8 protein-coding genes are annotated in these 13,907 nt (G+C 45.2%); 6 read left to right on the top strand and 2 right to left on the bottom strand.

Translation table 11 applies throughout. From position 1 onward, the window contains the following. Positions 1–3,570: a PVC-type heme-binding CxxCH protein gene (locus IM792_RS17295; RefSeq protein WP_228085215.1), complete on the bottom strand. Its 3,570-nt coding sequence runs from the start codon at positions 3,568–3,570 to the stop codon at positions 1–3. Positions 3,571–3,755: 185 nt separating this feature from the next. Between IM792_RS17295 and IM792_RS17290 the strand changes: the two genes are divergently transcribed. From IM792_RS17290 to topB, 6 genes are all read left to right on the top strand, one after another. Then, positions 3,756–4,646 (top strand): AraC family transcriptional regulator, encoded by an 891-nt coding sequence (locus IM792_RS17290; protein WP_194103156.1) that lies wholly within the window; start codon positions 3,756–3,758, stop codon positions 4,644–4,646. Between the two features lie 198 nt (positions 4,647–4,844). Beyond that, positions 4,845–6,098: a BamA/TamA family outer membrane protein gene (locus IM792_RS17285; protein WP_194103155.1), complete on the top strand. Its 1,254-nt coding sequence runs from the start codon at positions 4,845–4,847 to the stop codon at positions 6,096–6,098. 107 nt (positions 6,099–6,205) lie between these two features. After that, complete coding sequence (locus IM792_RS17280; protein WP_347343825.1) at positions 6,206–7,612, top strand: DUF3863 domain-containing protein; 1,407 nt, start codon at positions 6,206–6,208, stop codon at positions 7,610–7,612. A 76-nt stretch (positions 7,613–7,688) separates the two neighbouring features. Then, positions 7,689–8,303, top strand: a complete 615-nt coding sequence (locus IM792_RS17275) for an OmpA family protein (protein WP_194103154.1) — start codon at positions 7,689–7,691, stop codon at positions 8,301–8,303. 77 nt (positions 8,304–8,380) lie between these two features. Then, positions 8,381–9,217 carry an SGNH/GDSL hydrolase family protein gene (locus tag IM792_RS17270; protein ID WP_194103153.1) on the top strand — a complete coding sequence of 279 codons (837 nt, stop codon included), beginning with the start codon at positions 8,381–8,383 and terminating at the stop codon, positions 9,215–9,217. Between the two features lie 86 nt (positions 9,218–9,303). Further along, entirely contained in the window at positions 9,304–11,103 is a 1,800-nt protein-coding gene (topB, locus tag IM792_RS17265) for a DNA topoisomerase III (RefSeq protein ID WP_194103152.1), read from the top strand. Between the two features lie 29 nt (positions 11,104–11,132). On the opposite strand, the gene IM792_RS17260 is transcribed toward topB, so the two are convergent. After that, on the bottom strand, positions 11,133–13,883 hold the full coding sequence (locus IM792_RS17260; RefSeq protein WP_194103151.1) for a glycoside hydrolase family 2 TIM barrel-domain containing protein: 2,751 nt from the start codon (positions 13,881–13,883) through the stop codon (positions 11,133–11,135). Between the last annotated feature and the right edge of the window lie 24 nt (positions 13,884–13,907).

Below are 13,907 nucleotides of genomic sequence, written 5' to 3'. Positions count from 1 at the left end.
TTACTTAGTTACACGCATAACGCCATTCATAATACGCCAGTGCCCCGGGAAGGTACAGATGTATGGGTAATCGCCCGGTTTTTCGGGGGCGATGAACTCCAGTGTCGCGCTGTCGCCCGAGTCTATCAGCTTAAGCGCCTGGAAAACATCAGGCGAAGCCGGGATATAGCTTTTTGAAGCACCTTTCGGGTCTTGTATCATGGCATCAACAGCGGCGCCCACTTTATTCATGGTGCCCGGTTTTACAATAACAATATTGTGTTGCATACCATCGGGGTTCTCAAATTCGATGATCACTTTTTGGCCCGCCTTAACCGTAAACTGTTTCTTGGTGAACTGCATCATATCCTTAACCACCTTAATGCTGATGGTTACCGGAGGCAGCGCAGCGCCGGGTTTAGCCGTAGTGCCCTTAACGATTGTTGTTTTAGCGGAGGTTGCTACAGGTTTTCGCAATTCAACAATAGTGCGCTGAATATTACCTGCAAAGCGCGGCGCATCAGGGTAATCACCCACTTTATATTGGCCTTTCAGATCGGTGCCGGTACGTACAGCCTGGCCGAGTGGCGCTTTAAACAGGCCGGGAGCTTTGCCTTTTGCAACCTCCGCATCGTCAATCTTAATGCTGATCAATCCATTGCCGGTTAAGCTGGCTTCCAGGTTAAAGCGCTCAGGCAGTGGTTTGCTGGTGGTGGCTAAATAGCTTTTACCCGCTTGCTTAATAAGCATGCTGAGTTTACCATCCTGAATGTAAACCGCGTAGCCATTGGTTTTATCGCCCTGTGCGGCAACCACACCGGCAAGGTCGGTAAAGGTTTTGGCTATGGCTGTGGTAACGATGATCTCTTTGTTGCTCACATTAGGCGCAAGTACAATACTGTTGTTGCGTGCTATGGTGTATATCTCCTTACGGATGGCGTTGGTTATACGCTCGCTCAGGCTTACATCGGCCGATGAAACGGTAGGGGCGGTGCTTTCCTCTTTAGGTGCAGCCTCCAAAAAGCCTTCGCGGTGAACAATGGCACCTGCAAAAATTGCCCGTGATAGCCATTCATCTTTACTGTTGTCGCCTTTTAAGCTGGCGGTATATAATGCTTTGCCCATTTCTTCGGATGGTGGCAGGGCAGCCGCGGCTAAAAATGCAGATAAGCGCACGTTCAAGGCCGGGTCGATCATGATATTGCCGTTCAGCAACAGGTTTTGCAGGGCAGTATTTTTAGGTAAAGTTTCAATGGCGGCTTTACGTACACCGGCGGCATGGTGGGTTAAGGCACCTACAGCGGCCTGGGTTGCAGCAGCGTTATTGCCGTTTAGCGCGCCAAGGCCATTAAGTGTCCATAAGGCATGTACGGCAGCATTATTCAGGCCAATGGCATCAACGCTTTGGTCGTTTACCAATTTAATTAAAGCTGGTACGGCGCTCATATCCTTTGCTTCAACTAATAAGCGTTGAGCCGTCATCCGCCAAAACATATTATCGTTACTCAGCGCGGCTATCAAACCCGGAATATCTGTTTTTGATAGCTTTAGCATGGTTGAAGCTTTACCGCCTTTATAAGTTATGCGGTATATGCGACCGAAGTTGTTATCGCGCAGCGAACTTTGAAAGGCATTACCCTGACCCATTGGCTGATCGGTAAATGGCAGTACCTTGTTTGATGGTGCCTGGCGCTCAACAAACACATTGTGCTGGATGATAAAGTTATACCAATCGCAAAACCAAACGGCACCATCAGGGCCGACTTCGGCTTGTACCGGCGACATCCATTCGTCGTTACTGGCCAGAACATTCCAACCATCCTTTTCGGTAAAACCGGCACCTTTAGGCTCAATGATGGCATTGTGTATCAGGCGTACGGTAGGCTCGCATATAAAAGCAATGCGATTCCAGTACTCTTTAGGGAAGACACGCGCTGTATACAGCCGATGACCGGCAGCGGCAGTAAAACCACCAACCACATCAACCTGGCGCAGGTTAGGTTGCATGGCATGTACATCATAATGGCCGTCAATTTTTTCAACGGGCAGTACAGAGGTACCCGGCAATTCGCGCTGCATGTATTTGGCAGGCATGCTGTAGAAAGCGCTGTGCGTGTTATTAGCGGTTGATATAAATACATTGTTATCTTCCGAAAAACCTAAACCCCAGGTGTTGTTGCTGGTGTTGGCCAAAAACTCAAGACCGGTACCATTGGGGTTCATGTTATACATACCGCTTCTGAAATTGATGGGGTGCCCGTCCTCCTTAGCTAAGCCGGTATAGCTTGAACCTACCACACCCCATATTTTGTTGTTAAAGCCATATTGCAATTGTGATGGGCCAAAGTGAGTATCGCGTTTCTCCCAGCCGGTTATCAGGGTTTCACGTACATCGGCTTTGTCATCGCCATTGGTATCCTTTAAAAACAGGAAATGCGGAGCCATAGCAACAATAACACCACCGTTGGCAAATACCATACTGGTAGGTATATTCAGCTTGTCGGCAAAAATGGTGAACTTATCGGCACGGCCATCGCCATCAGTATCCTCGCAAATTTTAATGCGGTCGTTAGCGGCACCATCGGTTTCTAAAAAGGTATTCGGATAATCTACAGATTCAACTATCCACAATCTGCCCCGTTCATCCCAGGCCATGGCAATGGGGTTAGTTATATCCGGCTCGGCAGCAAACAGGCTGATATCAAAACCCGGTGGCACCTGCATCATTTTCGCTGATTCCTTTGGCGATAATGACTCCTGCATTTTGGGCACCAGGTGACGTTCGATATAGTTGGCTATGGTATCGGGGTATATATCTACCTTTGGTATTTGCAGGCGGGCAATCTGATCTTTAACATCATCGCCAATTGCCCAAAGAGTGCCGTTTTTAACCAGATTTAAAAAATCGAGCCTTTTCCATGTGGTATCGGTATGGCCATAAGCGGTGTAAAATACACGGCCTTTGCCCTGGTTGCGTACCCAGGTGTATGGTTCATGCTTATCGCCATCAATACGTTCCATCAATACGGTTTTATCCGGGTTAAGTTTTTGGTGTACGTACTGTTCATCAATGGTTTGAAACTCGTTAATGCCTTTCATTACCGGATGATCGGCCTTGATTATCTTGCCTTTGAATGACCCGGTTGTTTCACTTTGATAAGCGCCGCCTACAGCATTTATATACCATTCAGAATTGCGGAAACAACCCGCCGCGCTGTGTAAGGCTATCAATCCTTTGCCACCTTCAACAAATTCCTTTAAGGCAGCCTCCTGCGCGGGCGCGATCTCATCATGGTTTGAGTAGATCACCAATCCATCATACTTGGCTAAGTTTTCGGGGTTGAGGTCGGTTAGCTCGGTGGTATAGGTCATGTTTATACCGGCTTCAAACAGTTTAATGGCAAGCCAAGGGGCATATTTACCCGAGTCGTGATGCTTGCCCACATTGCCTAAAAAAAGAACTTCGCCACGGCGTGGTGACTTGGAATTAGCGGCATTCGCCTGCTTTGTAGAATTATTAATGATCTTATCGGCGCAGCTATTCAGGGTAAAGCACACGATAAAAAATAGGTAAACTATTTTTTTCATCATGAAATAGTGTTTTTAATTGGTTACACAATATTAGCCCTTATAGCACACTAAAACATACTGCATTTTGTCTGATTGCGACTGTATTATATCATCTATTAATGTAAAAAACATGTTATAAAGATAAAATCAATCATCAGGCTGTTTTTTTCTTTATTTTAGAGGTAACCAATTAGATAGCCCTGATCATGAAGCGTATCATACCCAAATCGCCAATACCCGAATCGCGATCATTTGTTATTAAGCGGATAGACGCACCATATTTTGATCCGACCTTCCATCTGCATAAGGAGTTCCAGATGTCGTACGTGGTAAAAGGAGAGGGGACCCGCTTTGTGGGCGATAATGTTAAATCATTCACGCATGGCGATATGGTTTTAACCGGACCTTACTTACCACACGTGTGGCGAAACGACAATGCTTATTTTGAAAAGAAAAGTGAGCTCAGTACTACAGTAGTTGTAATTTATCTGAACGATAACTTTTTAGGCGAAACCGTACATCAAAAGGAAGAAATGGAAAGCATTGGTCGCCTTTTGGTAAATGCCGCCCGTGGCATTGAGGTTACAGGCCATACCAAGCAGGTTATTGCCGGTATGATGCTTGATCTGTTGGATATGAGGGGTTTTGAAAGCATTATTCAGCTTTTGAAGATATTGAACGTAATGTCCAAATCAACTGATTGCCATTTTATAACGCATAACCACCCTGTATCTGCCAATACCGAGGCCGAAACCAACCGCATGAACAAGATATATAATTACGTTATGAAGAACTTTCGCCAAAAAATAATGCTTGATGATGTGGCCGCCATCGCTAATATGACCAACACCTCGTTCAGCCGGTACTTTAAGGCCAGGGTAAATAAATCGTTCTCTGATTTTGTAAAGGAGATCAGGATTGAGCAGGCCTGTAAACTGTTGAAAGAAGAAAAACTAAATATTAATGATATTGGTTATGAATGTGGCTTTAAAACACTATCAAACTTTAACAAGCAGTTTAAAACCGTTATGAAGAAACAACCCCATCAATACCGTAACGAGTATCTGGAAGTTTCGGTAGGTGCCTATCGTGATTAATAATGCGGCTTGATGCCATGTAGTTTATAACATCAAGAATGTGATTTAAATGATAGTTAAGTGTGCTACACTTTACATTGATCCCAATAATTATGTTGTGTTAAATATTATCAAATTATACCATGTTGTTGATTTTATGACCACAAAGTTATATTTGCGAAATACATACACTGTGATACCTGCCGGATATAAATGTTTATGAAAACCATAGTAGTAATACTATTAACTGTAAGCATGATACTTTTATCAGATATGGTTAATGCACAACACAAAACCTCTATTATACCGCTTTATAAGCGCCGTTTAAATGATACGCTTGTGGCACTCAGTGCTGATACCATTCAGCAAAAAGATATTTATGATGTATTTCGTGACATGTTTCATAAACATTCTGAAACTGAAAATAAATCATCATCTGTTATTGGTACCAAACCGGTATTTTCAGTACTACCGGCAGTGGGCTATACTTTACAAACAAAATTGGCAGTAACATTGGCAGGTAATGTGGCTTTTCGTACATCGCCCACATCGCGTATATCAACCATATCATCAAGCACGGCTTATACGCAGCGCAAGCAGATAATCATACCCATACAATCCAATATCTGGACACATAATAACGACTACAATTTTATAGGCGATATCAGGTTCTATAAATATCCGCAAAGCACCTTTGGCTTGGGTAGCGGTTCATCAGTTGCAAAGAACAACCCGATGGATTATACTTTGATACGGCTTGCGGAAACAGTGCTGAAAAAAATGTCGGGCAGTTTTTATGCAGGGGCGGGCTTTATTTATGATGATCATTATGGTATCAAAGAAAAAGGTAATCCGGATGGCAGCGTATCCGATTATTCGCGTTACGGCCATCAAGGCAGAACCATATCATCAGGCATAACACTTAATGCGTTGCTTGATATGCGCAATAGTACCATTACACCTACAAAAGGTTTTTATGCGTCTATGGTATACCGGGATAATAAAAGGTTTTTAGGTAGTACATCGTCATGGAAATCACTTATTGTTGATGTGCGTAAATATTACAGGCTACCTGCCGACTCAAAAAACGTAATAGCCTTATGGAGTTACAACTGGCTGGTGTTAAGCGGTAAGCCACCATACCTTGATATGCCCGCCACCACCTGGGATCAGAATAACGGAACCGGTAGGGGATACATTCAGGGCCGTTTCAGAGGGGCGCAAATGATATACCTGGAAAGCGAATACCGTTACCAGATCACATCCAACGGTTTGTTGGGCGGCGTGGTATTTGTAAACGGACAATCATTTTCGGCGGAACCCGGAACAGCTATGCAGGCCATACAGCCCGGTTATGGTGCGGGGTTACGCATCAAGTTAAACAAGGTGTCAAGAACAAATATCTCTATCGATTATGGTTTTGGCAACCACGGCTCAAATGGTGTATTTGTGGCCGTTGGTGAGTTGTTCTAAATAAAAGCTTTTTTTGAAATTAGAATCGGTTGGCTATCTTGTTGAACGGTGATTGGTGTGTTTTGACCAAGCCCAATATTTACAAACCAATTAAATTATATAACCACGTGGACAGAAGATCATTCGTTAAAAATACTTGTATAACCGGTGCCGGCCTGCTTGCGGGTACATCAATACTTAACGCTATGCCCGTTGGTATGCTTATGCCAACGCAATTAATGGGCGGGCGGTTTGTTACCCTCTGCATCATGATACGTACTACACCCTGGGAAGTATCGCGTGATGTAAAGCTGCATCCGAGGGATGAGGAGAAGTGGCACACGCTGGAGGGTGTTAAGAGGCTGCGTGAGGCATTTGGTGTAAATAATCCCAACGGGCGTTTAACTTGGGGTTTCACGCTGAACGCGCTTGAGGATAAGCGGACAAATTTTGCGCAGATACGTGAATATGCCGCTCAATGCCAGGCAAAATATGGTGATGAGGTAACCGTGTTCCCGGGATATTTCCCCGCGATGTATCTGCCGCCCGAACGTATCAATAAGGAGCTATCAGAAGCTATAAAGATCATATCGGGTTTTGTGGGCAAGGGGTACAAGCCACAATCAGTAATTGGTGGTTTTTTACCGGCCGAGTCCTTAAAATATCTGGCAGAAAAGGAAAAGATACATGTAGCCCAGGCCGTGATATGGAGCCAGCATAATATTGATGGTGGCGGTGCGGACGGGTCGCCGTCGTACCCTTATTACCCCTCAACGGAGCATTTTTGCAAACCGGGGCAGGGCAAAAAGGATCTGATAGATTGTGTGAATCTGGATGGATGGTCGATGGATTTTATTTGCGCGCGGCAAAGCGGACAAACCGGGCATGAAATAACCGGCTACAATAGTCGCCGTGGTGTGGGGCCTATTGAAACATACAAAGGCTGGGGTTTGGAGCTGGGGCACAGGGAAGTGATGCATACCCAATCCATACATTTTGATAAGGGCGTAGAGCTAAACGGCTTTGGATGGGTACCCAATATATGGGAGGCGCAAATGGTATATGAATTCGGTATGGATTTTATATGCGATGCCATGACCAAGTGGGTGACCGATACCCTGAAACGATGGCCGGATACCAAATGGGTGAGTTTTGGCGAATTTGGCAATATTTGGCGCGATCATTACAAAAGCAATGATGATTACAATTATAAATTTGTCGAGCGTGGCTGCGGGTTGGGCGATTCCTATAATAATTTGGAGATCCGTTGGTTCATGAACAAGGCGTTCAGGCTGGCCTTGCTGCGCGATTGGCATCATAACACACCCGAAATGGTTATCGATTTTACACGGTACGATCTGACAGCGCATGAACCGGTGGGCGCGCGACCGGATAAGCCCATGAAGGATTGGAGCCTCATCAACAGGATAAATCAAAAAGGATTACGCCCCGAGGATAAGCCTGTTTTATTAAAGGATCTGACACAGGAGGAGCAGCAATTAATATACAAACATTGTCCTGAATTAAAGATTTAAAGCTTTTAGATAGTGGCGTTTACGTAGCTAAGTTAAGGGCAGTTAAATGGCACGTTTTTAGTTACCATATATAATTATGGCAACAACAAACGGTCAACAAAAAAAATCAACACCGGTATGGGTTTGGTTATTAATTATAGCGGTTATCGCAGTTATATTCTTTTTGGTTAGAGGTTGTGGTGGTGATGAGCCACCTGTAGATCAAAAACCGGATAATACTACGCCAATCGCGGTAACCGCACCAGATACATCGACTATCGATTTTCAGTCGCCTGTTGTGAAAGATGCGGATATTAAGGACCCATCCGTGATAATGAGTGGGAATGACCGTTATACCATATACTCCATGGGCGAAAATATACTTTTCGCTAAAGGCGATACCGCCTTGCTTGGAGGTGCTGATGCCAGTTTACAAAAGGTGGCCATCTCAATAAACAAAAGATTTCAATCGGGCCACATCCGCATTTATGGTAGTACAGACAATACCGGCGAAGCGAAAAATAATCAAGTGCTTGGCAAAGCACGTGCAATGGCAGTAAAGCATTGGCTGGTAAATTATGGTAAGGTTGATGCCGACCTTATATCAATACATTCGTTTGGAGAGCATGAACCCGTAGCCAGTAATGCTACCCCGCAGGGGCAGGCTTTGAACAGGAACGTTTCTATTGTGGCCTTTCCAGCTGAAAAATAACCATTATACTCTACAAGCCGGCCGGATGTTAAAAGCTACTAAATTAATATATTCGTTTTTGTACATTAACGGATATCATGAAAAAGCTATTGCTAACAGCCATTGTTATCGCAAGTCTGTTCTCTTTCAGGGAAAAAGAATTAGTATGGGTTGCCATTGGCGATTCGATCACCTACCTGAATGATCATCCCGAAGAAACCGGGAACCGTGTAAAAAAGGGATACTTAACCCGGGTTACCGAACAATTGCCTGATCTGCATTACATCAATCAGGGGCATAACGGCTGGACATCCGGAAACATAGCCAATGATATTGAGCGGCTCGGGTTAGTTAAAGCTGATGTTTATTCTGTTTTTCTGGGCACTAATGACTGGTGGCAGGGCAGACCCATTGGCACCATAGCTGATTATAGTGACGCCAGCGGGAATAATACCGTTTATGGCTCTTTCCGTATCATTGTGGATAAGATACGTATGCTTAATCCTCAAGCTAAAATAGTGCTGATCACACCCATGCAACGTAATGATTTTGTTTATATAGCCGATCCTAACAATAATTCATACGGGTCGTACAAAGCTAAAAACGGACGATCGTTAGAGGAATTCGCTAATGCGGTTATAGCCATTGGCCGGTACGAACATATACCGGTGGTAGATTTATACCATAATCCCTCTCTCAAACTGAAAGATATGGTGCATTTTAAGCGTTTGAGAAATCCTGAAAGCGGCAAGTTTGAAAACTACCCGTATCCGAAATCAGTCGATATTCCTTTTGATCCCGCCAAGGATGAGTATCCCTATCCAGAGGCGGCCGTCAACCTGACCTATGACGGTTTACATCCCTCAGATAAAGGGAACGCGGTTATTGCCAAAGCTGTTGTAAAGGCTTTTAAGAAGTTAAAAATCGGGTTGTGATAAGGGATAAAAGGCAAGAGTTGTCGGTATGATTTTTCAACAGCCATTGTGGCTGGCCTTGCAATTCGGTAGTTTCGGCCTGTTGTATGAAGGTGATCATTGCAGAGAAACCATCCGTGGCGCGCGAAATAGCCCGGGTGTTTGGCGCATCCACAAAGCGCGAGGGATATATTGAAGGCAAAGGCTACACCTTTACCTGGGCTTTCGGGCACCTGCTGCAATTAGCCCCGCCGCAGGAGTATGGTTTTTACGGCTGGAATGTACAAAATCTGCCCATGCTGCCGCAAAAGTTCAAGCTATCCATCCGCAAGGTAAAAACAAAGGATGGTGTGGTTGATGATCCGGCGGTAAGGAAACAACTGGATGTGATCAAAAAACTGTTTGACGAAGCCGACGAGATCATCGTAGCAACGGATGCCGGGCGCGAAGGCGAGTTGATCTTCAGGTATATTTATTATCACCTTAAATGCAAAAAGCCGTTCAGGCGGTTGTGGATATCTTCGCAAACGGATGCCGCCATTAAGGATGGCTTCCGCAACCTTAAACCGGGGAATGATTACGATACACTGTTTTATTCAGCGCATTGCCGCTCACAGTCCGACTGGTTGGTGGGCATGAACGCTACGCAGGCGCTCAGCCTGGCATCGGGTAACCGGGCAGTGCTATCATTAGGCCGGGTACAAACGCCAACGCTGGCCATGATATGCGCGCGATATCTGGAAAACAAGAATTTTGTGCCTGAATTATATTACCAGGTAGCGATTCAGCCTGATAAGGATGGGATGACCTTTCGCGCGATATCCGAAAAAAAGTATAAAACAAAGGAAGAAGCCCAAGCGGTGCTTGACAGGGTAGAGGCTGATGCCCTGGTACTAAGTGTTGAGGCCAAACCACGCAAGGAACCACCACCGCTACTGCACGACCTAAGTAGCTTGCAACAGGAAGCCAATAAGCGCAAAGGCTTCACTGCCGACCAAACACTGGCCATATTGCAAAATTTGTATGAGGGCAAGTTGGTAACCTATCCGCGTACGGGCAGCCGCTATATTGGCGATGATGTGTTTGCCGAAGTGCCTGATCTGATAGCGAAGTTTGAACAACATGCCATGTTTGGCAAGCAAGCCACGTTATTATCCGGAGTTAAGCTGAGCAAAAGAAGTGTGAACGCTAAGAAAGTTACCGATCACCATGCTGTTTTGCCTACAGGTGAAACACCACGAAATCTGAGTGCCGATCAGCAGGCAGTGTATGATATGGTTGCCGGGCGTATGCTGGAGGCTTTTCATCAGGATTGTATCAAAGAGATAACCAAGATCGTTCTGCAAAGCGGGGAGAAGTACCTGGCCAGCGGCACGGTTATACAAACACCCGGTTGGCGTGCGGTATTTAATGACAAAGAGGATGATAAGAAGGATGAGGAGAACGCCAGCTTACCAAAAGTATTGCAGGATGAATTGCTCCCTGTACGACAAAAGGCTATACTCGATAAACAAACCAAACCTAAACCGCTGTACAATGAAGCCAGCTTGCTGAAAGCCCTGGAAACAGCCGGTAAGGATATTGACGACGAGGAACTGCGCGAAGCCATGAAAGATAGCGGACTGGGCACACCCGCAACCCGTGCGGCCATCATCGAAACACTGATAAAGCGCCAATACATCATCCGCGAGAAAAAGAATTTGGTGCCCACCACAACAGGCCTATCGGTTTACGAAGTGGTAAAAAACCGCCGCATTGCCCAGGCCGAACTCACCGGAAGTTGGGAGAAACGGTTGGAAGAAATACGTGGCGGTGCCTCGGTTACCGCCTTTCGTGAGGAAATTAATAGCTATACCCGTGAAATAACCGGCGAACTATTAAAAGCTGTAATTCCGCAAAAGGCCTGATAACTGCTTAGCACAATTAACCGAACTATCTAAAACTCGAACCAAAGTGTGCCGCTGATAGCCTCGCCGTTAAGTTTGTTTTTTTGGCTTTGTGGCCCCATGTCTTTAGCCTCCTGAAATTTGGTACCTATAGCGCTGATTCCGTTTAAAAAGCTGATATCACCCGCAGGCATAGGTGGTTCAACACGGTTAAGTGTTGCATTGGCTCTGTCTTGCTTGTAAAGTTGTACAAAGGTGTTTTTATTGTCGCTGTAAATGGTAAATGGGGCTTCCTTATTCTCAATGGTTATCCAGTTAACTTCCTGATGATAGCCTTTAAATTCGGGGTAATCCCATTTTTCTCCTGTGATGCTGTTATTATAATTCTTGTGCCACACGCCGAACTGTTGCCCACGCAGGCGGTTCTTCCAAACTTTATACGGGCCACGTCCCAGCCACTTTACACCGGTAACTTTGCTCTCCGGATAATTAAGGCTAATGCCATGAAAATCAACATCGCCGGTTTGTTTGTAGCTATATTGAAGCTGAACGGGCTTGCCCCAGGCAAATATCCATTTAATGTGTAGCGCGGCATCGCCATCATATTCCGCTTCAATAATATGCTGCCCGTTTTCCTCCTTGTAGCTGAAATTCTTTAAGCTGGTTTTAACACCGGCCAGTACCGGCCCGCCCGATAGGGATACCGTTGTGTTGGGTTTCACCACCTTGCTGATATAGCCGGTGCTTTTGTTAAAGTGATATTTAATACGATTAGCTGTAATAATAACTTCGCTGGAATCTTCACTGCCAGTTATCGGCATCCGCACCCATGCGGTATTCGGCTTGCTGATCCTGGCAGGAGGGGTTATCGGCCAACTCCATGTAAATACTTCTTTTTTTTTTCTGTCGTATGCCGTTAAATATAAAGCATCATTTTTTGCCCAACCTGCCGGTAGTTTTAAGTTAAGTGATCCTTTCGCGCCCGGGGCTAACGCTGTAGGTGCCGGGCTGCCGCTAAGTACGGTAGTGGCCAAAGTTGTTTTAGCTTCCGCGGATGGAAATTTAACAAGCTTCCACTTAAAGGTGCAAGCGTTCAGGTTAGTGAATGAGTACCGGTTTTCAATAGCCACCTTGCCATCAAACCCGGCATTAATAGGTTGTGGTTTAATATAAATAGGCGACCATATCTCTTTTATGGTATAATAACTGGCCTCTTTTTCGCGATGCGGACCAACTATACCGTCCGGCGCGTGATTCCCATCGGCATCATAAGCCATATTTTTATCGGTACGCCTGATAGCCTCATCGGCCAATACCCAAATGAAACCGCCCGCGTTGGCTTTGTACTGTAGCATGGCATCCCAAAAATCTTCTAACGCGGCACCCGCGCCGCCATCGTAAAGTCCGTGCATAAACTCGGTCGGGAAGAACACGCCGCCATCCTGATCTTTTGGCAAAGTATTGGCCACATAGTTATAGTCGGGATAATGCTTGGTATTGGTATTATTGAACTTTTCCCAGGGATGCAACACGGTTCTGTTTTGTGGATCGTACAAACGATAGTCATTATCCAGGCCACGATTCCACCCACCTTCGTTACCATTATCCCAAAACAATATGGATGGGTGGTTTACATCACGTACCACCACTTCCTTAACCAACTTACGACCCACGATGGTATCGTAACTGGCTTGCCATCCGGTCAGTTCATCCAAAACATATAAGCCTACAGAATCGCATATATCCAAAAACTCCTGGTCGGGTGGGTAATGCGACATCCGTACCGCGTTCATGTTCATGCCCTTGATCGCCGATACATCCATCATGTGAATGGCACGACTAAGAGTACGCCCGCTTTCGGGCCAGGCACTATGGCGGTTAACACCTTTTAATACTATCCTGTTGCCGTTTAAATACAAGCCGTCATTCTTACGCACTTCAATGGTGCGAAAGCCGAATTTTTGCTTTACCTGATGCAGCACGGTTCCGTTTTTGCTTTTAATGCTGATAACGGCCTGATATAAATTAGGGTACTCGGCACTCCATTTTAGAGGGTTGGTAAACTTTGCATGGAGTTGCTGAAATGCCGAATCTTTATTGGCGGTAATGCTAAATACTTTGCCGATCTGTTGCCCGTTTAATTTCTGCACCCGGCCTTCAACCACCTCACCACCTTTCAGGTGTGCGGCATATACATCTATTTTGAAAGTGCCATCCGCCGCCGCGTTAACTGCCAAACGGTCTATGTAGGTATCCGGCACTATCTCCAAATACACCGGACGAAATATCCCGCCGAATATCCAGAAATCACCATTCTCAGCCTTATTTACAGATGGATTGGCCGATTGCTTATCCACCGTTACATCCAACTGATTTTGGCCGGTTGGTTTTAACAGCCCGGTAATATCATACTTAAAGCGATAAAATCCACCCTGATGTATTTCGCCGGCCTGCTTGCCATTAATCATAACCTTGGTATCGGTCATTGATCCTTCAAATACAATAAATATGTGTTTGTTTTTCCATTCAGGCTGCGTAACAAAGGTAGTTTTGTATTGCCCTTGTTCTTTATACTTAACCTTATCGTGCCCGTAGTTGTAATTGCCAAAGCCCTGGTTCTCCCACTGTGATGGAACGGGTATCTTGGTCCATTGACCACTTTTGCGGCCTTCGGTGCAATAAAAATCCCAGAGTACGGTATGATCCTTATCGGTACCTGAAAGGTATTTTTTGACGGTTTGTTGTGAGAAAGCACTCACAGAAAATAATAACCATAATAACAGCAGGTAGATTTTTTTCATTACAGGTAGATTTTATTCATGAGC

It is taken from the genome of Mucilaginibacter sp. JRF (genome assembly GCF_015223065.1).
In the GTDB taxonomy this organism is placed as follows: Bacteria; Bacteroidota; Bacteroidia; order Sphingobacteriales; family Sphingobacteriaceae; genus Mucilaginibacter.
This window is presented reverse-complemented; position numbering and strand designations above follow the sequence as displayed.

Bases quoted from the DNA above. Each gene is read 5' to 3' on its own strand.
- IM792_RS17270 (WP_194103153.1), top strand. From the start codon at position 8,381: ATGAAAAAGCTATTGCTAACAGCCATTGTTATCGCAAGTCTGTTCTCT.
- IM792_RS17275 (WP_194103154.1), top strand. From the start codon at position 7,689: ATGGCAACAACAAACGGTCAACAAAAAAAATCAACACCGGTATGGGTT.
- IM792_RS17295 (WP_228085215.1), bottom strand. From the start codon at position 3,570: ATGATGAAAAAAATAGTTTACCTATTTTTTATCGTGTGCTTTACCCTG.
- topB (WP_194103152.1), top strand. From the start codon at position 9,304: ATGAAGGTGATCATTGCAGAGAAACCATCCGTGGCGCGCGAAATAGCC.
- IM792_RS17285 (WP_194103155.1), top strand. From the start codon at position 4,845: ATGAAAACCATAGTAGTAATACTATTAACTGTAAGCATGATACTTTTA.
- IM792_RS17260 (WP_194103151.1), bottom strand. From the start codon at position 13,883: ATGAAAAAAATCTACCTGCTGTTATTATGGTTATTATTTTCTGTGAGT.
- IM792_RS17290 (WP_194103156.1), top strand. From the start codon at position 3,756: ATGAAGCGTATCATACCCAAATCGCCAATACCCGAATCGCGATCATTT.